Source organism: Bradyrhizobium sp. BR 10289 (genome assembly GCF_019455385.1).
Lineage (GTDB): Bacteria > Pseudomonadota > Alphaproteobacteria > Rhizobiales > Xanthobacteraceae > Bradyrhizobium.
Genome location: NZ_JACOFR010000037.1, coordinates 16,423 through 39,090 on the forward strand (window position 1 = coordinate 16,423; position 22,668 = coordinate 39,090).

General features: G+C 64.3%; 21 protein-coding genes and 1 pseudogene. 10 read left to right on the forward strand and 12 right to left on the reverse strand.

Annotated elements, in window-relative coordinates:
* Positions 1-206: 206 nt before the first annotated feature.
* From HYH08_RS35235 to HYH08_RS35270, 8 genes and pseudogenes are all read right to left on the reverse strand, one after another.
* Positions 207-1,782 (reverse strand): annotated as a pseudogene (locus tag HYH08_RS35235) (alkaline phosphatase D family protein).
* A gap of 312 nt (positions 1,783-2,094) precedes the next feature.
* The gene (locus tag HYH08_RS35240; RefSeq protein WP_220014414.1) at positions 2,095-2,514 is read right to left on the reverse strand and encodes a hypothetical protein; all 420 of its coding nucleotides are present in this window, start codon (positions 2,512-2,514) and stop codon (positions 2,095-2,097) included.
* A 108-nt stretch (positions 2,515-2,622) separates the two neighbouring features.
* Entirely contained in the window at positions 2,623-3,624 is a 1,002-nt protein-coding gene (locus tag HYH08_RS35245) for an NAD(P)H-dependent flavin oxidoreductase (protein ID WP_220014415.1), read from the reverse strand.
* A gap of 64 nt (positions 3,625-3,688) precedes the next feature.
* Positions 3,689-4,426, reverse strand: a complete 738-nt coding sequence (locus HYH08_RS35250) for an SDR family oxidoreductase (RefSeq protein ID WP_220014416.1) — start codon at positions 4,424-4,426, stop codon at positions 3,689-3,691.
* Positions 4,427-4,549: 123 nt separating this feature from the next.
* Positions 4,550-6,163: a DHA2 family efflux MFS transporter permease subunit gene (locus HYH08_RS35255; RefSeq protein WP_220014417.1), complete on the reverse strand. Its 1,614-nt coding sequence runs from the start codon at positions 6,161-6,163 to the stop codon at positions 4,550-4,552.
* Entirely contained in the window at positions 6,160-7,317 is a 1,158-nt protein-coding gene (locus tag HYH08_RS35260) for an HlyD family secretion protein (RefSeq protein ID WP_220014418.1), read from the reverse strand. Before HYH08_RS35260 ends, HYH08_RS35255 begins: the two co-directional genes overlap by 4 nt.
* Before the next feature lie 191 nt (positions 7,318-7,508).
* Positions 7,509-7,667 (reverse strand): hypothetical protein, encoded by a 159-nt coding sequence (locus HYH08_RS35265; protein WP_220014419.1) that lies wholly within the window; start codon positions 7,665-7,667, stop codon positions 7,509-7,511.
* Positions 7,668-7,689: 22 nt separating this feature from the next.
* Positions 7,690-8,064 (reverse strand): PRC-barrel domain-containing protein, encoded by a 375-nt coding sequence (locus HYH08_RS35270; protein ID WP_220014420.1) that lies wholly within the window; start codon positions 8,062-8,064, stop codon positions 7,690-7,692.
* A 143-nt stretch (positions 8,065-8,207) separates the two neighbouring features.
* On the opposite strand from HYH08_RS35270, the gene HYH08_RS35275 reads away from it, so the two are divergent.
* The 7 genes from HYH08_RS35275 to HYH08_RS35305 all read left to right on the forward strand — a co-directional run bounded on the left by HYH08_RS35275 (position 8,208) and on the right by HYH08_RS35305 (position 13,399).
* Positions 8,208-9,995, forward strand: coding sequence for a thiamine pyrophosphate-requiring protein (locus HYH08_RS35275; protein ID WP_220014421.1), 1,788 nt, complete (start codon positions 8,208-8,210; stop codon positions 9,993-9,995).
* A gap of 3 nt (positions 9,996-9,998) precedes the next feature.
* Positions 9,999-10,226 carry a hypothetical protein gene (locus HYH08_RS35280; protein WP_220014422.1) on the forward strand — a complete coding sequence of 76 codons (228 nt, stop codon included), beginning with the start codon at positions 9,999-10,001 and terminating at the stop codon, positions 10,224-10,226.
* 81 nt (positions 10,227-10,307) lie between these two features.
* Complete coding sequence (locus HYH08_RS35285) at positions 10,308-10,862, forward strand: DUF4142 domain-containing protein (RefSeq protein ID WP_220014423.1); 555 nt, start codon at positions 10,308-10,310, stop codon at positions 10,860-10,862.
* A gap of 202 nt (positions 10,863-11,064) precedes the next feature.
* Positions 11,065-11,955, forward strand: a complete 891-nt coding sequence (locus HYH08_RS35290) for an SDR family oxidoreductase (protein WP_220014459.1) — start codon at positions 11,065-11,067, stop codon at positions 11,953-11,955.
* 81 nt (positions 11,956-12,036) lie between these two features.
* Positions 12,037-12,612 carry a phosphatase PAP2 family protein gene (locus HYH08_RS35295; protein WP_220014460.1) on the forward strand — a complete coding sequence of 192 codons (576 nt, stop codon included), beginning with the start codon at positions 12,037-12,039 and terminating at the stop codon, positions 12,610-12,612.
* On the forward strand, positions 12,609-12,956 hold the full coding sequence (locus tag HYH08_RS35300) for a DUF3147 family protein (protein ID WP_220014424.1): 348 nt from the start codon (positions 12,609-12,611) through the stop codon (positions 12,954-12,956). The genes HYH08_RS35295 and HYH08_RS35300 overlap by 4 nt, the downstream gene beginning before the upstream one ends.
* On the forward strand, positions 12,956-13,399 hold the full coding sequence (locus tag HYH08_RS35305) for a DUF3147 family protein (protein WP_220014425.1): 444 nt from the start codon (positions 12,956-12,958) through the stop codon (positions 13,397-13,399). The genes HYH08_RS35300 and HYH08_RS35305 overlap by 1 nt, the downstream gene beginning before the upstream one ends.
* 187 nt (positions 13,400-13,586) lie before the next feature.
* Here HYH08_RS35305 and HYH08_RS35310 read toward each other — a convergent pair whose 3' ends face one another.
* Positions 13,587-13,757 (reverse strand): hypothetical protein, encoded by a 171-nt coding sequence (locus HYH08_RS35310; RefSeq protein WP_220014426.1) that lies wholly within the window; start codon positions 13,755-13,757, stop codon positions 13,587-13,589.
* Positions 13,758-13,928: 171 nt separating this feature from the next.
* Between HYH08_RS35310 and HYH08_RS35315 the strand changes: the two genes are divergently transcribed.
* Complete coding sequence (locus HYH08_RS35315) at positions 13,929-14,177, forward strand: hypothetical protein (RefSeq protein WP_220014461.1); 249 nt, start codon at positions 13,929-13,931, stop codon at positions 14,175-14,177.
* Positions 14,178-14,423: 246 nt separating this feature from the next.
* Here HYH08_RS35315 and HYH08_RS35320 read toward each other — a convergent pair whose 3' ends face one another.
* Together HYH08_RS35320 and HYH08_RS35325 are read right to left on the reverse strand one after the other, a co-directional pair.
* Positions 14,424-14,630 (reverse strand): hypothetical protein, encoded by a 207-nt coding sequence (locus HYH08_RS35320; protein WP_220014427.1) that lies wholly within the window; start codon positions 14,628-14,630, stop codon positions 14,424-14,426.
* A gap of 328 nt (positions 14,631-14,958) precedes the next feature.
* Positions 14,959-15,153: a hypothetical protein gene (locus HYH08_RS35325; RefSeq protein ID WP_220014428.1), complete on the reverse strand. Its 195-nt coding sequence runs from the start codon at positions 15,151-15,153 to the stop codon at positions 14,959-14,961.
* Between the two features lie 95 nt (positions 15,154-15,248).
* Between HYH08_RS35325 and HYH08_RS35330 the strand changes: the two genes are divergently transcribed.
* Positions 15,249-15,770: a DUF4142 domain-containing protein gene (locus tag HYH08_RS35330; protein WP_220014429.1), complete on the forward strand. Its 522-nt coding sequence runs from the start codon at positions 15,249-15,251 to the stop codon at positions 15,768-15,770.
* A gap of 5 nt (positions 15,771-15,775) precedes the next feature.
* Here the strand turns inward: HYH08_RS35330 and HYH08_RS35335 are convergent, their stop codons facing one another.
* Positions 15,776-16,051: a hypothetical protein gene (locus HYH08_RS35335; protein WP_228748290.1), complete on the reverse strand. Its 276-nt coding sequence runs from the start codon at positions 16,049-16,051 to the stop codon at positions 15,776-15,778.
* Between the two features lie 323 nt (positions 16,052-16,374).
* On the opposite strand from HYH08_RS35335, the gene HYH08_RS35340 reads away from it, so the two are divergent.
* The gene (locus tag HYH08_RS35340; RefSeq protein WP_220014431.1) at positions 16,375-22,668 is read left to right on the forward strand and encodes a HAMP domain-containing protein; all 6,294 of its coding nucleotides are present in this window, start codon (positions 16,375-16,377) and stop codon (positions 22,666-22,668) included.

The window sequence follows — 22,668 nt, forward strand, 5'->3', positions numbered from 1 at the left end:
TCGTTGGTGATGGAAAAGAAGTGGCGGGAAAGATCAATATAGCGCGAATGGCGCAGGGCCGCCAATCAAGATCGGGTTAGGTTTGGGACGCACGATGCATCCCCATCGTCATGGCCGGGCCTGTCCCGGCCATCCACGCCTGGCGGCACGAAGATCGTGGATGCTCGGGACAAGCCCGGGCATGACAACGGAGAGACCGCCGTCCCTCACGAATGCTGCGCCACCACGGCCGGGCCGGGCCTGCGGCTGCGGCACGATGTCGACCGACCAGAGGTCGCGGTTGTCGACGTCCTTCAGGGTGACCGTCATCACGCCACTGCGGCCGTCGATATCGACGCGGCCGAAGAACTGAAGGCCGAAGCACGGCGCGAGGTTCTCGCCCTGCGCGGCGCTGCATCCGTTCTGATACATCGCGACCGGCCCAAAGGTGTTGTCGAGCTCGCCCGGGCCCCAGGTGCCGGCATGCAGCGGGCCGGAGACGAACTCCCAGAACGGCTCGAACTCCTGAAACTGTGCCTGGTTCGGGTCGTAATAATGCGCGGCGGTGTAGTGCATGTCGGCGGTGAGCCAGACGATGTTGCGCACGCCTGCGCGCTTGATCGAGCCGAGCAGATCGGCGATCTCGTGCTCGCGCCGGTCCGGTGCGCCGTTGCCGAGCGCGACGGCGTCCAGGCTGACGAGGCCGATCGGCAGGTCGGCCGCGATCACCTTCCAGGTCGCGCGCGAAGCCGCGAGCTCCCGTTTCAGCCAGGCGAGCTGCTCGGCCCCGAGGATCCAGCCGCGGTGGTCGTCGCCCTTGTTCCAGCTGTCATCGCGATAGCTGCGCATGTCGATCATGAAGACGTCGAGCAGCGGACCGTAGGCGATCTTGCGATAGACCCGGCCCTGCCGGGCGCCGAGATCGCGGATCGGCATGAATTCGAAAAAGGCGCGGCGGGCGCGCGCGACCAGGCGCGGGGTGCCGTCGTCCTCATAGCCGGCCTCGTCGTAGCTGGCGATCGGCGACCAGTCATTGGTGACCTCGTGGTCGTCCCATTGCGCGAGCATCGGCACCTCCGCGTGGAACGCACGAAAGTGCTCGTCGAGATGGTTGTATTTGTAGTTGCCGCGAAACTGCGCCAGCGTGTGCGCGACCTCGGCCTTCTCCTCGGTCACGAGGTTGCGCCAGGTCTCGCCGTTCGGCAGCGTCTGCTCGTACGGGATCGTGCAGTCGGCGTAGATATGATCGCCGGAGTGGATGAAGAAGTCCGGGCGATTGTCGAGCATGGTGCGATAGCTGCGGTAGCCGCCACGCGCGAGGTCGATGCCCCAGCCCTGACCTGCCACGTCGCCCGACCACAGGAACGAGATCGACTGGCCGGCCGACGGCGCGGTGCGGAAATGACCGACGCGGCTTTCGCCGGCAATGCCGGTCGCGATGTCGTCGAAGCGCACGCGGTAAAAGATGTCCTGCCCCGGCGGCAGATCGTCGAGCTGCAGCTTTGCGGTGAAGTCGGCCTCGGGCAGCGCGTCGCGCGATGCCGATGCAATGATGGTCTTGAAGCTTTCGACGGTCGAATACTCGACCTGCATCCGTGCAGGCCGGTCGGCGCGGGCCCAGACCATTGCGGAGCGATCCGAGACATCGCCGGACTGGATGCCGCCTGCGATCTGCGGGCGGGCGGCGGCACGGCTGATGTACGGCGTTGCGAACGTGCCTAGCGAAGCAACGGCAAGGCTGGAGGTCGAGCGGACCAGGAACTGTCGCCGGGTCCATGCGCGCGTGGCGCGGAGCGATACCATTCAGGATACCTTCGTCGAATCGCGACGGAAGGTGCCTGCGCCGTTTGACTCCTATCCTTACGGTTTCTTGACCCGGGGCCTACGGTTTTGCGACGTGGGGATGACGAGCAAGACCGCAGCCGCGGGGAAGGTGCGCTCCCTCGCCCCGCTTGCGAGGCCGCGACGAGCTCCGCTCGCGCTGAGAGGGTTGGGGTGAAGGGCCTCTATCCGCGCGTGAGATCGTCGAGGGACCTGTACCCCCTCACCCGCCGCGCTTTGCGCGTCGACCTCTCCCCGCAAGCGGGGCGAGGTAAAGGAAGCGCGTCGTGTCGCTCAGCGCTTCCAGTTGCAGATGCCGCCTGTGCGGCACGGCCAGGTCTGGATACGCGTGTCCATCGCCTGCGCGTCGAGCGGGTTGCCGTGGCGATGGGCAAGCTTCGCACGTGCGGCGCCGCGCGGCTGCGCGGGCTTGACGTGTGCGACCTTCGGCTCGGCTACGCGCACGCGCTCAGCGGCGACCTTCTTCGGCACGTCGACCGGCTCGGCACGGGCCTGCGCCTCGTTGCCACCGCGTGCCTCGAGTGCAACCGGCGCGAACTGCGTTTCAGGGCCGAGCCGCTTCGGCGACAGCACCGCCTTGGAGAGATCGAGGCCGAGATATTCGTCAGGCTTGTAGTCGTCAGCGCGCGCGATACCGCCGCATGCGAGTACGAGGGCGACGGCAACTGCGAAATGAACGCTCTTCAGGACCACGGACGCCTCCTGAAATGGATTATCAAAGGGGTAATTTATCCCTATTTAGGAGGCGTCGCGCGCAATTCCAGCGGTCAGTTCCCGCATTGGTTAAGAAGTTTGGCGGTGTCAGGCGACCTTTTTCGCCATCGCCGCTCCATCGAGGAACCCCATGAGGCGGCTGCGGATGATGGTTTCCGCCTCGCCCATGATGCGATCGATGAGTTCCTTGCAGGTGGGGATGTCGTGGATCAGGCCGGCGACCATGCCGCAGCTCCAGGCGCCCGCATCCATTTGGCCATCCAGCATGACCCTGGGATAGACGCCCGCGACCTGGTCGTGGATGTCGTCGATGGTCAGCTTCGCGCCCTTCTCGCGCTCGATCTCGAGCAGGCGATCGACATTGGCGTTCTTCAGCACGCGCTCGGTGTTGCGCAGCGCGCGCATGATGAGGCGGGTGTCGAGTTCGGTCGCGGCAACGAGGGCATTCTTCACGTTCTGATGGACCGGCGCTTCCTTGGTGGCGATGAAGCGCGTGCCCATGTTCATGCCGGCCGCCCCCAACGATAGCGCCGCGACGAGGCTGCGCCCGTCGGCCATGCCGCCGGAAGCGACGAACGGGATCTTCAGCTCCTCCGCCGCGCGCGGCAGCAGGATCATGTTGGGAATGTCGTCCTCGCCGGGATGACCGCCGCACTCGAAGCCGTCGACGCTGACGGCGTCGCAGCCGATCCGCTCGGCCTTGAGGGAGTGGCGCACCGACGTGCATTTGTGGATCACCTTGATGCCGGCAGCCTTGAGCGCGGGCATATAGGCTTCCGGACTTCTGCCCGCGGTCTCCACCGCCTTGATGCCGCCTTCGACGATGGCTGCGATGTATTCCGGATAAGGCGGCGCCGAGAAGGTCGGCAGGAAGGTGAGGTTCACGCCGAACGGCTTGTCGGTCATGTCGCGGCAGCGCGCGATTTCTTTTGCGAGCAGCTCCGGCGTCTTCTGCGTGAGACCGGTGATGATGCCGAGCCCGCCGGCATTGGAGACGGCAGCCGCCAGTTCGGCAAAGCCGACGAAATGCATGCCGCCCTGGATGATGGGATGCTCGATGCCGAATAGTTCGGTGATCGCGGTCTTCACGTCAGCTTCCTCCGGGATTTTCGGTTTGTATGGGAATCAGTCTAGCCGCAGTCTTGAGCCGCGGTCACCATTTCTCTCCGAACGGGCGGATCTCCATCTCGAAGGTCCAGGCGCTTTTGGGCTGCTGGTAGAGCTGCCAATAGGAGTCGGCCACAGCCGACGGCGGCATCAGCAGATCGGGGTTGTCGAGCGCATTGGGTCCAAGCGCTTCGAGCCGGCGCTGACGCACCCATTCGGTGTCGACGCCGGAATCGATGATGAGATGGGCGACATGAATGTTCTTCGGACCAAGCTCGCGCGCCATCGCCTGCGCGACGGCACGGAGACCGAACTTGGCGCTGGCAAAAGCGGCAAAGCCGCTGCCACCGCGCAAGCTCGCGGTCGCGCCGGTAAAGAAGATGTTGCCGCCGCCGCGCGGCAGCATCAGCCGCGCCGCCTCACGGCCGGCGAGGAAGCCGGAATAGCACGCCATCTCCCAGACTTTTCGGAACACGCGCTCGGTGGTGTCGAGGATCGGGAAGTTGACGTTGGCACCGACGTTGAAGATGCAGACTTGCAGCGGTGCGTGCTTGTCGGCGTCATTGAGGAAGGCGATGACCTCTTCCTCCTTGCGCGCATCGAGGGAGCGCGCGTGGATCTCGCCGCCGGCAGCCTCGATGTCCTTCACCAGCGGCGCCAGCTTGTCGCCGTTGCGGCGGCCGGCGTAGATCGAAAAACCCTCCGCGGCGAATTTCTTGGCGATCTCCGAGCCGATGAAATCGCCGGCCCCGATCACGGCCGCTGTCGCGTTTCGCTTGGGCAAGGTCTCCTCCTCCGCGGTGATCCGCTTCCTGATATGATGACCGTCAGGCTATAACGGGGGGATGGCGCTGTCAAAGCACCCGGCGATCACCAGGTGTTGCGACGTTGCAGTCCGGACAAGGCCTCAATGCCCCCGCGCCGGCGCGCCCAGCTTGATCGGACGCAGCACCGCTGCCGTGGGGATCATCAGCACCGCGATGATCGCCAGCGTCCAGAACACGTCGATATAGGCGAGGAAATCGACCTGCTGCTGCAAGGTGCGGCCGACCCAGGCGACTGCCTGCGCCGCGGCGTCACTGGCATTCGAGCCCTGCGCCTGGAAGTAGCGCGTCATCGCGTCGATGGTCTGCTGATAGCCGAGATCGGACGGCGCGGCGTGCTCGACCAGGCGGCTCTGATGGAATTGCTGGCGCTGCGCAAGAATCGTCTGCGCCAGCGCGACGCCCATCGAGCCGCCAATATTGCGGGCGACGTTGATCAAGGCGGAAGCCTGGTTGGTCTTGTCGGGCGGCACGCCGTCATAGGACGCGGTCGTCACCGGCAGGAACAGGAACGGCAGACCGAGCGCCAGGAATATGCGCGCCCAAGCGGCGTAGCCGTACGTGATGTCGCCGGTGAGCCCGGTGAGATGCCACATCGAGAACGCGACAATGGCGGCGCCGAACATGATGAGGTATTTCGGTTGCACCGAGCCGACGAGGCGGCCGACCACCGGCATCAGCATCAGCGTTGCGATGCCGCCGGGCGACAACGCAAGGCCGGCCAGCATGGCCGTGTAGTTCAGCTCGGTCTGCAGCAGCTGCGGCAGGAGCTGCGTCGTCGAGATCAGCACCGCGCCGGTGCCGAGCATCACCAGGAAGCAGGCCGCGAACTGGCGGCGTCCGAGCAGACGCAGATCGACGATGGGATCCTCGCGCGTCAGCTCCCACGGGATCAGCGCGAGCAGGGAGACGCCCGACATCACCGCGAATACGACGATCATGTTGGAGCCGAACCAGTCGTTGCGCTGGCCTTCGTCGAGCACGTATTCGAGCGAGCCGAGGCCGATCGCGACCAGCAGGAAGCCGACATAGTCCACCCGCAGGCCCTTGCTCAGCAGTTTCTCCCGCTCCTCCTCGGCGCCCGACGGCTCCTTGACCAGCGTGCCGACCAGGAACAGCGACAGCAGGCCCATCGGCACGTTGATCAGGAACACCCAGTGCCAGGTGTAGGTGTCGGTGATCCAGCCGCCGAGTGTCGGGCCGATGACGGGCGCGACGACGACGGCGACGCCGTAGATGGCAAAAGCCTGGCCTCGCTTGTGCGGCGGAAAGGAGTCGGCGAGGATCGCTTGCTCGCTCGTCGCCATGCCACCCCCGCCCAAACCCTGAATGATGCGGAAGAGCACCAGTGACTGCAAATTCCAGGCGAAGCCGCAAAGCAGCGAGGCGAATGTGAAGGTCGCCACGCACATCATGTAGAAACGCTTGCGGCCGATCACGGTCGAGAGCCAGCCCGAGATCGACAGCACGATGGCGTTGGCGACGAGATAGCTGGTGATGACATAGGTGCTCTCGTCGATGCCGACGGCGAGGCTGCCTGCGATGTGGCGTAGCGCGACGTTGGCGATGGTGGTGTCGAGCACCTCCATGAAGGTCGCGATCGAAACGACGAAGGCGATCAGATAGGGATTGTGCCCGCCAGCCGCCGAGCGCTCCGGCGACCAGCCGGATGCGCCGTCTTGTGTCGCATCCGTCATCGCACTTTGGTCCAGGGCACGACCGACATGCCGGGACCGACCGGCAGATCGGCCGGCCAGCTGTCGACCACGATCTTCACCGGCACGCGCTGGACCACCTTGACGTAATTGCCGGTGGCATTCTCCGCGGGCAGAAGACTGAAGGCCGTGCCCGAGCCGGGCTGCACGGAATCGACGCGGCCGGTCAGCTTGCGCCCGGGATAGGCATCGATGCGGATCTCGACCGGCTGGCCGGGCCGCATGTCATTGAGCTGGGTTTCTTTGTAATTGGCGACGATCCAGACCTCGTCCGGCACGAACATCATCAGGCTCTGTCCGGCCGTGACGAAAGTGCCTTTGGCGCCCGAGAGCTTGACGACGCGGCCGGATTGGGCCGCGACGACATTGGTGTACTGTAGATTGAGCTTGGCCTGATCGAGCTGCGCCCGCGATTGCGCGAGTTGCGCCCTGGCGCCTTCGAGCTGCGCCTGCAGCGTCTTGATGCCGACCTGTGCGGCGCTGACCGCCGTCTTCGCGCGCTCGGTGTTGGCCTGCTGCGCCTGAAGATCGGAACGGGTCTGCTGCTGGCGCTGCACGGTGCCGGCGCCCTTTTGGACCAGATCCTCGGCGCGATTGAACTCCTCCTGCGCGAACTGGAGCTGGGCCTGCGCCTGTTCGAGCTGGGCCTCGGCCTGCTTGATCTGCTCCTGTTGCGAGACGATCTGGGCTTCGACGTTGTCGATGTTGGCCTGCGAGACCGCGACCTGCGCGTTGGCTTGGTCGACGGCGATGCGATAGTCGCGTTCGTCGATCTTGGCGATGAGATCGCCGGCATTGACATGCTGGTTGTCCGTGACAGGCACGTCCGTCACATAGCCGCCGACCTTCGAAGCCACGGAGAAGCTGCGCGCCGCGATGAAGGCATCGTCGGTGGATTCATAGTGCCGGACCTCGAGCCAATAGAGCAGGCCGCCGACCAACGCTGCGACCAGCGCGATAGCGCCGACGGTTGCGAGCAGCCAGTGCTCGGCAAGCCGCTCGCGCAATGTCGGAGTTTTGTCCGGCTTCCCGCGCTGGTCCTTCGCGTCGTGATTGGGATCTGGCGACTTCTTTGGAGCTTCCACCCGCTGCGGCTGCTCCGCGGACGGCCCACGCTCCCGGGTTTGAGCATCCACTGCCAACACCTCGATCAGGATTACGGCTACGGCGAATGGCTTTCAGCCCCGCACGCATGCCGGGAGCCTAACCACAGCACCGGAGCATGGTTCCCAGAGACGGGAGCACGGCTGTCATTCGTGACTGCATCGCGCAAAAATGAAGCGCGGCCCTGGCGGTACTGCGCTTCACGCAAGGCTTGCGCAAGTGGTCAGTGCGTCTTCGTCTCGTGCCACTTCTCCAGATCGGGCTTCACCTTGTCCGACCCTTGTTCTTTTTCCGGTGTGCCCTTCCAGGGCGTATCCGTCTGCCTGTGCGAACCCCAGTCGGTCTGATTCCGGGGATCGTCGGTCGGCCGTTCCTTGCTCATCGATGACCCTTTCTGCAAACGCTCAAGCGAAGGGAACACCGTAATAGGCATTGATGCCGCGCATGGCGGCCTCGTCGCCCCAGTTCCAATCGCTGCGCTCGCCGTATTTCGGCGCGCCTTCCAGTGCCTTCGCGGTGATCCCGGTGACATAGCCGCCGAGCTCGGTGTCGTATTTCAACGACTGCCACGGCAGCGGGTAGTGATCGTTGCCGAGCCCTAAAAATCCGCCGAAGCCGAGTACGGCGTAGGACACGCGCCCGCTGATCTTGTCGATCATCAACCGCTCGATCGAGCCGATCTTGTTGCGGTCGGCACCATAGACCGATGTTCCCTCGACCTTGTCGCTGCCGATCAGGCGGCCCATCTCGTCGCGGTCCAGTTCGCCTTGATTCAACATCGCTATTCTCCACTCAGCCGATGTACAGACCAACCTCTTCCGATCGTGATCGTTCCAGATGACGTCCGGCAGAGCCTTCAGGAACATCGCTGGAATCGCGCGGTTCTCCAGTTCTCGACAGCAGAAAGCCGGAGCCACCCTCAATGTCCCAAACCGTTTCCGATTTCATCGTCGAGCGTCTGCATCAATGGGGCGTGCGCCACATTTTCGGCTACCCCGGCGACGGCATTAACGGCGTGTTCGGCGCGATGAACCGGGCCGACGGCAAGATCGGTTTCGTGCAGGCGCGGCACGAGGAGATGGCGGCCTTCATGGCGAGCGCCTACGCGAAATTCTCTGGGCAGCTCGGCGTCTGCATCGCCACCTCCGGCCCCGGCGCCTCGCATCTCGTCACCGGCCTCTATGACGCCCTGCTCGACCACCAGCCGGTGCTCGCGATCGTCGGTCAGCAGGCGCGCAATGCACTCGGAGGAAGCTATCAACAGGAACTCGACCTCACCTCGATGTTCAAGGACGTCGCCGGCGCCTATGTCGTGCAGGCCTCTTCGCCCGCGCAAGTGCGCCACCTGATCGATCGCGCGGTGCGGACCGCGCTTGCGCGGCGAACCCCGACTGCAATCATCCTGCCCAACGATCTCCAGGAAGAGCCTTACGAAAGCCCGCCCCGCGCGCACGGCACGCTCCATTCCGGGGTCGGCTACAGCGCTCCGCGTATCACGCCGCGCGAGAGCGAGCTCGACCGGGCCGCGGAGGTGCTCAACGCCGGCAAGAAGGTCGCAATCCTCGTCGGCGCCGGAGCGCTGCAGGCCACCGACGAAGTGATCGCCGTCGCCGATCGGCTGTCGGCCGGCTGCGCCAAGGCGCTGCTGGGCAAGGCGGTCCTTCCCGATGATCTGACGTGGGTCACGGGCTCGATCGGCCTGCTCGGCACCGAGCCCAGCTACGACATGATGATGGATTGCGACACGCTGCTGATGATCGGCTCTGCCTTTCCCTATGCCGAATTCCTGCCGAAGGAAGGAAGCTGCCGCGGCGTGCAGATCGACATCGATGCCAGCATGATGTCGCTCCGCTTTCCCATGGAGGTCGGTCTCGTCGGCGACGCTGCCGAGACATTGCGTGCGCTGTTGCCGCGTCTCGCCCCCAAGGCAGACGGCGCCTGGCGCAAGGGTATCGAAGATGGCGTCGCCAAATGGTGGAAGACGCTGGATGATCGCGCGCACCAACCGGCCGCGCCCGTCAATCCGCAGCTCGTCGCCTGGGAATTGTCGCCCCGCCTGCCCGACCGTGCCGTGATCGCCAGCGATTCCGGCTCCTGCGCCAATTGGTTTGCGCGCGACCTGAAGATCCGCCGCGGCATGACGGCCTCGCTCTCCGGCGGCCTCGCCTCGATGGGCGCTGCGGTGCCCTATGCGCTTGCCGCGAAATATGCCCAGCCGGACCGGCCGGTGATCGCATTGGTCGGCGACGGTGCCATGCAGATGAACAACATGGCCGAGCTGATCACGGCCGCGAAATACTGGCGCGACTGGCGCGATCCGCGCTTCATTGTCTGCGTTTTCAACAATGAGGACCTCAACCAGGTCACGTGGGAGCAGCGCATCATCAACGGCGATCCCAAGTTCGAGGCGTCGCAGCGCATTCCGAACGTGTCCTATTCACGTTTTGCCGAGCTGATCGGCCTGCGCGGCATCTATGTCGACAGCCCCCAATCGCTCGGATCGGCCTGGGAGCAGGCGCTCGCGAGCGAAATGCCCGTGGTGCTCGAGGTGAAGACCGACCCCGAGGTGCCACCGCTGCCGCCGCATATCACCTTGCAGCAGGCCAGGAACTTCTCGCTGGCGCTGATGAAGGGCGATCCGAACGCGAGCAGCGTCATCAAGGGCGCAGCACGGCAGGTGCTGGAATCGATCCTGCCTGGAAAGGAGTGAACCATGAGCGATTTCCGGGATACCCAACATGGTGTCAACGATCCCGTCGACGGGGTCGACGTAAAACGGCACTTCAACGACAGCAAGACACCGCACGAGCGCGCGCAACGTCATGCCGATGTGCGCGCTGAGCCGTCCGCCTCGCCCGACGAGCCGTTCCTGCCGGAGCGACTTCGGCGCAGACCGACCGATCCGATCAACCCGCGCACGGGCCGTCATCCGACGGATTAGGAACATCGGACCCTCGCCTGTGTTGGTTGGCGCAAGACCGCGCGGCAAGCGGCCGCGCCGCCAATTCAGAGGGACCGAACCATGAAACGTACCGCTATCGCCATTGCCTGCGTGCTGCTTGCAGGCCCCGCACTCGCCCAGTCGCTGGGCGAAAAGACCGGTGTCAATTCGGCGCTGGGCGTCGCGCCCGCCACGGCCGATTTCGTCAAGGAGGTCGCGATTAGCGACATGTTCGAGATCGAGTCGAGCAAGCTCGCCCAGCAGAAGGGCAACGCGCAGGAGAAGAGCTTTGCGCAGCAGATGATCACCGATCACACCAAGACCAGCACCGAGCTCAAGGGCCTGGTCGGGGAGAAGAAGATCCAGGCAACGCTCCCGACGGAGCTCGACAGCGCGCACCAAAGCAAGCTCGACAAGCTCAAGAACGCGAACGGCAAGGATTTCAGCTCGGACTACAATTCCTATCAGGTCAGCGCCCATGAGGACGCCGTTTCGCTGTTCGAGCGTTACGCCAACGGCGGCGACAATGCCGAGCTGAAAAATTGGGCCGGCAAGACGCTGCCCGCGCTCAAGCACCATCTCGACATGGCCAAGGAGCTCGGCAAGGCCCCGAGCGTCGGCCAATCCAACAAGTAACGTATTGCTGAAGGACGCCGGCCTGCCCGGCGTCCTTCGCTTAGCAACATCGATCGTCTCTGCGGATTGAATCGCAAACGCGGAGATCATCATGGCACAGCACGACAAAACCACTCTCACCCGCCGGCACGTCGTCCACGCCGCGAGCGCCACGCTCGCGGCGGCTTCGCTGGCGTCGTCAACAGCGAAGGGAGACACCCCGATGGCCGAGCAGACGCTGATCGACCCCGTCAGCCGCTATCCGAAGCCGCCGTTCAAGAAGCAGTCGCAGCCCTGGCCGGGCCTTGCCAACAAGATGGAGCCGCCGCCGGACCACGGTGAAACCAGCTACAGGGGCTCCGGCCGCCTCGCCGGCCGCAAGGCGCTGATCACCGGCGGCGATTCAGGCATGGGCCGCGCCGCCGCGATCGCCTATGCGCGTGAGGGCGCAGACGTCGCCATCAACTATTTCCCGACAGAGGAGCCTGATGCGCAGGAGGTGATTGCGCTGATCCAAAAGGAAGGACGCACCGGCCTCGCCATTCCTGGTGATCTCCGCGACGAAGCTTTCTGCAGGCAGCTGGTCGAAAGGGCCATCCAAGGGTTGGGCGGTCTCGACATCGTGGTCTGCAACGCCGCGCGACAGCAGAGCCGCGAGTCGATCCTCGACGTCTCCTCCGAGGATTTCGACGCGACGATGAAGACAAACATCTACGCCCCGTTCTGGATCATCAAGGCGGCGCTGCCGCATCTGAAACCGGGCTCCTGCATCATCGGCACGACGTCCGAACAGGCTTACGATCCGTCTCCGGAGCTCTATGATTACGCGCAGACCAAGGCTGCGACGATGAACTACGTCAAGTCGCTCGCCAAGCAGCTGGGTCCGAAAGGCATCCGCGTCAACGGCGTTGCGCCTGGTCCGATCTGGACGCCGCTTCAGGTGTCAGGCGGTGCCTCCATGGAGAAGCTGGAGAAGTTCGGCGGCATGACACCGCTCAAGCGCCCCGGCCAGCCTGCCGAGCTCGCTTCGATCTACGTGCAGCTCGCCGCGGCTGATGCCAGCTATGCGACCGGCCAAGTGTACGGCTCGTCCGGCGGATCGGGACAGCCGTAAACTCATCGCGCTTGGGAACCCGACCGGGTTCCCAAGCTTTACAAAACTGTTATGGAGAACCCTTTCGCCGACCCCGAACCGATGGCGCCCGTAACAGTCAAACCGACACGGATCGATACGGCGATTGCCGATGAGATCGCAGCCCACACAAACTCCGGGCTCGAGGATGCCGCAGAAGCGCTGACCTGGGGCGCAGATGAGCACGTGCTCCTCGCGCTCGCCGCGGCGGGCTGGCTATATGTCCGGCTTCGGCGGCCGCAGAAGCTGCCAATGGCCAACCACATTCTGGCGGTTTCGCTGACGACGGCAGTGTTGCCGCATTTTCTTAAGTCTGTCTTTGACCAGACCCGGCCCGACCGGCTGACGATCATCGGCCATGGACGTGGCATCCCCGTCTCAGGAAAGTCTCGCGATGCCTTTCCGTCAGGTCATGCCGTCCACATGGGGGCGCTGGCGTCCGCTGCCGGCCTGCTGCCGCCGGGGCGACGTCGCGCGGTACGCTCGATCGCGGTGGCACTTTCGCTGACGCGCGTGGCGCTGCTTGCGCATTGGGCCAGCGATGTCGTCGCCGGCTTCGCTCTCGGCGCCGCAATTGAGCGATTCTTGCGCCCATGGACGTTGACCAGATCAGAGCGCAGGCCACAGGCGACACGATGAGCGAGTATATCCTGCGCTTCATCGCCGGCGGTGCAATCGTCTCGGTGTTTTCGATCCTCGGCGACATGCTCAGGCCCAAGAGCTTCGCAGGTCTCTTGGGCGCGGCACCTTCGGTCGCCCTCGCCACGCTAGGCATCGCCGTGGTCCAGCACGGCCCCGCCTATGCCGCGGCCGACAGCTGGACCATGATCTACGGCGCCATCGCGCTCGCCTGCTATAGCGTGGTTGTCTGCCACTTGCTGATAAGGCTCCACTTCGCCGCATTGCCAGCCACGGTCGTTGCGCTCGTCGCGTGGCTTGCCGTTGCTTTCGGCCTGCTCGCGATCTTCGGTGGAGCCGCCTAATGCTGGTCAAACTGTCACCATCTGCCCTGAAGCAAACGCGCTGGTATGAATACGGCGTTCGCTTCATGCTCGGCGGATTAGCGACGGTATTCGCCGGGCTTATGGGCTCGCGCTTGGGGGTCTCGATCGGCGGGCTCTTCCTCGCCCTACCCGCGATCTTCTGTGCCAGTGCAACGCTGATCGAAAGCCACGAGCGTCGGCGCAAGGAGAAGGCCGGGCTCAGCGGCACGCGACGTGGGCAAGAGGCAGCTGCGCTCGACGCCGCGGGCGCAGCATTGGGAAGCGTCGGACTTGCGGCGTTCGCAGCCGTTTTCTACGTCACCGTCCGGACAAGCATCGGCGGAGCATTCATTGCCGCGATCGCAGCATGGACGATCGTCTCTGTCGCGGCGTGGTGGCTGAGGCGAAAGTTTCGGATCGTCTCCCGTCACCCACGACGCTGACGCGATCCCTGATCAGCGAGGCGCCGGAGTCCCCCTTAGCTTCAGAAATTCGAACATCTCGGCGGCGGACTGGAGCTGCTCGATGCGGGCCGCGACGGACTCGCGCTGCGCGCCGACCGGGAGGCTCGCCAGCTCATGCTCCAGCCGCAACCGCTGCTCGTCGAGACGCTGTTCGAATGTGTGGGGCTCAGATCGTCTTCGCATCATCCGTCCTCGGGGGCTTCCTTGGGGGTTGCAGGCCCGGGCTGTTGGCCCAGCGCTCGACCTGGTCGATGATCTTCTGGTGGCTCGGCCGAACCGGCTTGGGCGCCTCGGGTTCTTCGGAAAGCTTGCGGGGTAACCTGACGTCGTCTGTCATGGCCAATCTCCCTTTGAAGAAGAATGCGCCAATGGCCGAGTCGTTTCAACAATAACTTACTGATTTTGTTCAGTATTTTTACTCATTTGGCTGACCTTCAGATTCTTGTGGAACCCACGTCGAGTTGGCCCGTTGAGTAATTTACTCAAACCACTCAATCGCGTGATCGACATGAACGACCTTCGCGCCGAGCGGCTTCAGGTCATGCTCTCGCCGGAAGAGTTGGCCGCCGTTGACGATTTCCGGTTCAAGCATCGCATGCCGACACGGGCGGCAGCGGTTCGAGAGTTGCTCAAATTCGGACTGGCAGCCGCCGACGTCGATGCCGGTGCCGGCCTGAAGTCGAGCAGCTTCGGCGTGTTCGGCCGCGGGCCGGATGGACACGTTCAGGGGGACCCTGAAAGCGGCAATGAAGGCTGATCCCAACGCGCGTCCCACAAAGCAAACGACCCCGGCACAGGGGGGTGCCAGGGCCGTCCTTGGAGATTGCTTCCGGATCACCGGGGGCATGACTACCGGAAGCAATCTGTCGACTCCTCGCGATGAGAATCGTTCCTCGCGAGAACTAAAGCGCGATGAGATTGGGATGAATCGTCATAGCGCTTTAGGTTGTTGTTTGAGCATGATCTTTTCGGAAAACCGCTTCGCATTTTTCCGGATCATGCTTTAGCCCGTCGGGGCATCGCCGGAATCGTCCGGCATCACGCCGGAGCCCGGTGTTTTGTTGTGGTCGTTGAGCTTGGGATCGCGCGTCGCCTCACGCGACGGCGAACCTTTCTCATCGGTCTTGTGCACCGTCTGAGCACGCTGCTTGTCGCGCGGCTGATCTTCGCCCCGCTTGTCCCTGACAATGCCTTGGTCAGAATTCGCCATAATGTCCTCTCGCCTCTCCGATCGTGTCGAGGCGGTTACGCGCCGGCGCAACGAATGTTCCAGTGCGCAAGGGGCACAGCGCTAACTATGCGCTGCGTGAATGGTGGCCGGAGCATTTTCCAGATGTACCTGGCGAACCGTCGTCACGGTCGCAAACGCGACCGAGATACCGAACGCAACAATGAGTGAGAGAAGAGCCAGACGTGGAGCCATCGCAAAACCTCCTTCTGGAAAAATGAGCGATCGACTATTCTATTCCTCGATGATCCCTGATTGGTCGCTCACCTTCCGTGAGCGGTCTCACACGCAAATTCTCCAACCGACAGCGTTACGCGTCCTGCGTTTGAAGGACGCGAATCCTGACGGGCGGGATTTCGCCGTCCAGCCAGTCCTGCTCGGTCGCCAATGCCGTCCAGGCGTCCGCCATGCGCGAATAGCGCTTGTGAGCGGGTTTCCCGTCCGCGCGCTCGGCGAGCTGCAGGCAGTTGTCGGCGTTGTCTCTCAAAATGTCAGACTGTTTCATCCATCAAACGTGGGGACGGAACTCTTCCGTCGCAACGGCCCTTACCGGATCTTAACGTTGAGGGAACTTCGCACGCCATCGGTCATTGAGAACCCATGCGACTCCTTGCGGCGATCGTCCTGACCTTAGTGCTTGCGCTCAGCAGCGCGGCGTCTGCCGACAGCGCCGGCGAGCGCACACGAGGCGAGCGCGCCCCGACGGCAACCGATGTCATTACCGGCCTCTACACGTTCAGCCGCTTCCAGCAGAGCTTGCTCGAAAGCACCGACATCAAGGGCAACGCGGAGGTGAAGAACCTCGCCGCCTTGCGCGCCGAAGAGGCCTCCAAGCGTGACAAGGCGCTGAAGCAGATCCAGGACGCCATCGGGACGGAGCCGCGGACAGGCAAGACGACATCGGTGAGCGCGAGCCTCGTCGAGCCCGAGAACTCTGACGGCCCGACTTACATCAAAAGCTTCTATGCGGCGCAAATTCCCGAATATGAAGCTGCGATCAACCTGATGGAGCGTTACCTGAAATCGCCCGACAATGCGGCGCTCGCCGCCTTTGCGCGCGAGCAATTGCCGGTGCTGCGCTCGCAGGTCAAAGACGCCGAGCGCACCATGGCGGATAAATAGCAGCCTTACTTGTCATGCGGATGATGCTGCTGGTCCATCGGCCGCACCGTACGATCGCTATCGGGCATCTTGTCCTGGCCCGCATCGCCATTGGCATCCTTCCCGCCCGAACTTGAGGTGCCGCTGCCGCTCGGGTTCGATTTGGCTGCGGTCCCGGTGGTCTGTGACCCCGCCTGCGGAGTGGCGGAGCTCGCGGCCGGATCGCCCGTCACGGCCCCGCGCCCGCTCGGCGCACCAGACTGTGCCCAGGCCGACCCGGCGGCCAGTAATGTCGCTATCATGACGGCAAATCCCGCTCTCATGTCCAGTCTCCCTTTGTCTTCTGCTCAACCTCAGGGGCTGGTGGAGCGTTCCTAAGGCCCGAGCTGCCAGGCCCGAGCCGCCGCGGGTTTCCAAATGGGACGCAGCTTTCCAAGCGATTGAAACTTTTCGGAAACCGGATGGAACCATCGGCAGTCTCCACAGTTGGTTTGGCCGGGCTGAGCAAGACAGGTTCCAATTCCTCGCGCCGCACCTTGGTGCTTGATTTCGAATTTGGCTGACGCTCTATTTTGACCAGTCGCGTCACGCCGTGGATTCGGCCGACGCTTGCGGGGGAATCAGTATGAGCGACCTCGATCCCGGAACTTCACGCTCCGGTCGTCGCATCCCAAAACCCAAACCCAACGGCACGTCGGAGCCGGATTCGCGAGCGGAGTTGCTCCTCGCGCTGCAGGCCATGCGCAGTGGCGATTTCTCGGTGCGCATGAGTGGCGACTATCTCGGCATCGACGGCAAGATCGCCGACACGTTTAACGAAATCATCGCTGCCAACCAGCGCATGGCGCAGCAGCTCGAGCTGGTCGGCCAGGTGGTGGGTCGCGAAGGCAAGACCCGCCAGCGCGTCAAGTTCGGCCTCGCCTCCGGCTCCTGGGCCGACATGGAAGGCTCCGTCAACACCCTGATCGACGATTTGCTGTGGCCAACGCGTGAGGTGACGCGTGCGGTGGCCGCCGTGGCGCAGGGCGACCTGCTCCAGACCGTCAAGCTCGACGTCGAGGGCCGCCCCCTGCGCGGCGAATTCCTGCAATCGGCGACCATCGTCAACACGATGATCAAGCAGCTCGGCGTATTCACCTCCGAGGTGACGCGCGTCGCTCGCGAGGTCGGCACCGACGGCAAGCTCGGCGGCCAGGCCCAGGTGCCGGAGATGACCGGCGTCTGGAAGGACCTGACCGAGAGCGTCAACTCGATGGCGAACAACCTGACCAACCAGGTCCGCAACATCGCCGAGGTGACGATCGCGGTGGCCAACGGCGACTTGTCGAAGAAGATCACAGTCGACGTGCGCGGCGAGATTCTCCAGCTCAAGGAAGCCATCAATACGATGGTGGACCAGCTGCGCTCCTTCGCCTCCGAAGTGACGCGCGTGGCGCGCGAGGTCGGCACCGACGGCAAGCTCGGCGGCCAAGCCATCGTGCCCGGCGTCGCCGGCACCTGGAAAGACCTGACGGACTCCGTCAACGCCATGTGCGGCAACCTCACCGCACAGGTCCGCAACATCGCCAACGTGACCACCGCCGTGGCGCGCGGCGACCTCTCGCGCAAGATCACCGTGGACGTGCGCGGCGAAATCCTGGAACTGAAGGACACCATCAATACGATGGTGGACCAGCTCAACGGCTTCGCCTCGGAAGTGACGCGCGTCGCGCGCGAAGTCGGCACCGAAGGCAAGCTCGGCGGTCAGGCCCAGGTGCCCGGTGTGGCCGGCACCTGGAAGGACCTCACCGACAACGTCAACTTCATGGCGTCGAACCTGACCGCGCAGGTCCGCAACATCGCCGACGTTGCCACCGCGATCGCCGGCGGCGACTTGTCCAAGAAGATCACGGTGAACGTCTCAGGCGAGATCCTTCAGCTGAAGGAAACGCTCAACACCATGGTCGACCAGCTCAACGCCTTCGCCGGCGAAGTCACGCGCGTCGCGCGCGAAGTCGGCACCGAGGGCCGGCTCGGCGGTCAAGCCAACGTGCTCGGCGTCGCTGGCACCTGGAAGGACCTGACGGAAAGCGTCAACTCGATGGCCTCGAACCTGACGGCGCAGGTCCGTAACATCGCCGAGGTGACGACGGCGGTCGCCGGCGGCGACCTGTCCAAGAAGATCACCGTGGACGTGCGCGGCGAAATTCTCGAGCTGAAAGACACGATCAATACGATGGTGGACCAGCTCAACGCCTTCGCCGGCGAAGTCACCCGCGTCGCGCGCGAAGTCGGCACCGAAGGCAAGCTCGGCGGCCAGGCCCAGGTGCGCGGCGTCGCCGGCACCTGGAAGGATTTGACGGACTCGGTCAACTCGATGGCGTCCAACCTGACCGGCCAGGTCCGCAACATCGCCGAGGTCGCGACCGCGGTGGCCAAGGGCGACCTCTCCAAGAAGATCACCGTCAACGTGTCGGGCGAAATCCTTCAGTTGAAGGAGACGCTCAACACCATGGTGGACCAGCTCAACGCCTTCGCCGGCGAAGTCACCCGCGTCGCGCGCGAGGTCGGCACCGAAGGCAAGCTCGGTGGCCAGGCGCAGGTGACGGGCGTTGCCGGCACCTGGAAGGATCTCACCGACAACGTCAACTCGATGGCGGGCAACCTCACCGCCCAGGTCCGCAACATCGCCGAGGTCGCGACCGCCATCGCCGGCGGCGACCTGTCGCGCAAGATCACGGTGGACGTCCGCGGCGAGATCCTTCAGCTGAAGGACACGCTGAACACGATGGTCGACCAGCTCAACCGCTTCGCGGGCGAGGTGACACGCGTGGCGCGCGAGGTCGGCACCGAAGGACGCCTGGGCGGTCAGGCGAACGTGCCTGGGGTTGCCGGCACCTGGAAAGACCTCACCGACAGCGTCAACTCGATGGCGGGCAACCTGACTGCGCAGGTCCGCAACATCGCCGAAGTGACCACCGCCGTGGCGCGCGGCGACTTGTCGCGCAAGATCACCGTGGACGTGAAGGGCGAAATCCTCGAGCTGAAAAACACCATCAACACCATGGTGGACCAGCTCAACGGCTTTGCCGGCGAAGTGACGCGCGTGGCGCGCGAGGTCGGCACCGAGGGCAAGCTCGGCGGCCAGGCCGAGGTGCCCGGCGTTGCCGGCACCTGGAAGGACCTCACCGACAACGTCAACTTCATGGCCTCGAACCTGACGGCCCAGGTCCGCAACATCGCCGAGGTCGCGACCGCAATCGCCGGCGGCGACCTCTCCAAGAAGATCACGGTGGACGTGCGCGGCGAGATCCTGCTGCTCAAGGACACCCTCAACACGATGGTGGAGCAGCTGCGTTCCTTCGCCGCCGAAGTGACGCGCGTCGCGCGCGAGGTCGGCACCGAAGGCCGGCTCGGCGGTCAGGCTGTCGTGCCCGGCGTCGGCGGCACCTGGAAGGATCTCACCGACAACGTCAACCTGCTGGCGGCGAACCTCACCACCCAAGTCCGCAACATCGCCGAGGTCACCACCGCCGTGGCGCGCGGCGACTTGTCCCGCAAGATCACCGTGGACGTGAAGGGCGAAATCCTCGAGCTGAAAAACACCATCAACACCATGGTGGACCAGCTCAACGCCTTCGCCGGCGAAGTCACGCGCGTTGCGCGCGAAGTCGGCACCGAGGGCGAGCTCGGCGGCCAGGCCCAGGTGCCAGGCGTCGCCGGCACCTGGAAGGACCTCACCGACACCGTCAACTTCATGGCGGCGAACCTCACCGAGCAGGTCCGCGGCATCGTCAAGGTGGTGACCGCGGTCGCCAACGGCGACCTCAAGCAGAAGCTCACCGTGAAATCGAAAGGTGAGGTCGCGGCCCTCGCCGATACCATCAACAACATGACCGAGACGCTCGCGACCTTCGCCGATCAGGTGTCGTCGGTGGCGCGCGAGGTCGGCGTCGAGGGCCGCCTCGGCGGTCAGGCCGACGTGCCCGGCGCGGCCGGCACCTGGAAGGACCTCACCGGCAACGTCAACCTGCTGGCCGCCAACCTCACCTCGCAGGTGCGCGCGATCGCGGAAGTCGCGACAGCCGTGACCAAGGGCGACCTCACCCCGTCGATCCAGGTCGATGCCCGCGGCGAGCTCGCCGAGCTGAAAGACAACATCAATACGATGATCACGAACCTCCGTCTCACGACGGAGCTCAACACCGAGCAGGACTGGCTCAAGACCAACCTCGCCAAATTCACCAACATGCTCCAGGGCCAGCGCGACCTCGCCACCGTCGGCCGGCTGCTGCTGACCGAATTGTCGCCGCTGGTGAACGCGCATACCGGCGTGATCTACCAGGTCGAGAGTGAGGACAATCCGCAACTGCTCCTGCTCGCCTCCTATGCTGGCGATGGCGTCTATCCCTACCAACGTGTGGTTCAGTTCGGCGACGGTCTGGTCGGCCAATGCGCCGTCGACCGGCGACCGCGCGTCGTCGCCGATATTCCCTCTGACGTGGTCCCGATCAACTCGGCCCTGTTGCGCGTCGCGCCCAAAAACCTCGTGGTGCTGCCGGTGCTGTTCGAAGGCCAGGTTAAGGCGGTGATCGAACTCGCCTCGCTCACCTCGTTCACGACCTCGCAGATGACCTTCCTGGAGCAGCTCACCGACTCCATCGGCATCGTGCTCAACTCGATCGAAGCGACGATGCAGACCGAGGGTCTGCTGAAGCAATCGCAGCAGCTCGCCGGCGAGCTCCAGACCCAGCAGCGCGAATTGCAGCAGACCAACGACCAGCTCGAGCAGAAGGCCCAGCAGCTCGCCGAGCGCAACGTCGAGGTCGAGCGCAAGAACCAGGAAATCGAGCAAGCCCGCCGCGCGCTGGAAGAAAAGGCGACCGAGCTGGCGCTGACCTCGAAGTACAAGTCCGAATTCCTTGCCAATATGAGCCACGAGCTGCGGACGCCGCTGAACTCGATCCTGATCCTGGGACAGCAGCTCACCGACAACCCCGACGGCAACCTCACCGGCAAGCAGGTCGAATTCGCCCGCACCATCCACGGCGCCGGCACCGACCTCTTGAACCTCATCAGCGACATCCTCGATCTCTCCAAGATCGAGTCCGGCACGGTGACCGTCGACGCCGAGGAGATTCTGACCGCGAACCTGCTCGAGACCGTCGGGCGGCCGTTCCGGCACGAGGCTGAGAACCGCGGCCTGTCGTTCAAGATCGACGTCGATCCGAACCTTGCGCGCAGCATCGTCACCGACTCCAAGCGCTTGCAGCAGGTTCTCAAGAACCTGCTCTCCAACGCCTTCAAGTTCACGGCGGAGGGCGAAGTGCGCCTGAAGGTCGGCGGCGCGCTCGGCGGCTGGGGCACCGATCACCCGGTGCTGAACTCCGCGCCGGCCGTGATCGCTTTCGAGGTCTCCGATACCGGCATCGGTATTCCCCTGGAGAAGCAGAAGCTGATCTTCGAGGCGTTCCAGCAGGCGGATGCCGGCACCAGCCGCAAATATGGCGGCACCGGCCTTGGCCTTGCCATCAGCCGCGAGCTCGCGAGCCTGCTCGGCGGCGAGATCCATCTGCGCAGCGCGCCCGGCAAGGGCTCCACCTTCACGCTCTATCTGCCGCTGAAATATTCCGGCCCGACACTGGCGCCACGCGCCACGCCGGCGCCGCAAGCCCACAATCAGCCGCCGGCGCTCCAGCCGGCCGCGCCCGAACAACAGCGCGTCATCGATCAGCTGCCGGACGACAGACTCAATCTGGAACCCGGCGACACCATCCTGCTGATCGTCGAAGACGATCCGCACTACGCGCGCGTCCTGGTCGACCTCGCCCGCGACAAGGGCTTCAAGGTCCTGGTCGCCGCGCGCGGAGCCGAGGCGCTCGAGCTTGCCAAGCAATACCAGCCGCGCGCCGTCTCGCTCGACGTGTTCCTGCCGGACATGCTGGGCTGGACCGTGCTGAGCCAGCTCAAGCACAATCCACTGACGCGCCACATCCCCGTGCAGATCATCACGCTCGACGAGGATCGCCAGCACGCGCTGGCGCGCGGCGCCTTCTCGTTCGTCAACAAGCCGACGACCACCGAGGGCGTCGCCGCTGCGCTGACGCAGATCAAGGAATATGCGCGTCCGAGGCGCAAGCGGCTGCTGATCGTCGAGGACAATGAGGCCGAACAGCTCTCGATCCGCGAGCTGCTGCATCACGACGACATCGAAATCGTGACGACCGATACCGGCGCCGGCGCGCTCTCGACGCTGCGCGAGGCGCCTTGCGACTGCGTGGTGCTCGACCTCAGGCTGCCCGACATGAGCGGCTTCGAGGTGCTGGACCAGATCCGCAATGATGAAGCGCTGTCGAACGTCCCGGTTGTGGTCTTTACCGGCCGCGAGCTTTCGGCCGAGGAGGACGCGGAACTCCACACCATGGCGCGCAGCATCGTGGTCAAGGGCGTGGAATCGCCGGAGCGCCTGCTCGACGAAACCGCGCTTTTCCTGCATCGCGTGATCACGGAACTTCCGATCGAGAAGCAGCGCATGCTGGAGAAGCTCAACAGTTCCGACGAGGACCTGATCGGCAAGACCGCCCTGCTCGTCGACGATGACGCCCGCAACATCTTCGCGCTGTCGAGCGTGCTGGAGCGGCGCGGCATGAAGGTGTTGACGGCGACCACCGGCCGCGAGGCGGTGACGCTGGTCGAGTCCAATCCGGAAATCGCCATCGTGCTGATGGACATCATGATGCCGCAGATGGACGGTTATCAGACCATCGGCGTCATTCGCGAGAACCCGGCCTTCGCGCGCCTGCCGATCATCGCGCTCACCGCCAAGGCGATGAAGGGCGACCGTGAGAAATGCCTGGAAGCCGGCGCGTCCGACTACCTCGCCAAACCCGTCAACACCGACCAATTGCTGCTTGCTATCCGCATGTGGCTGCACCGTTGA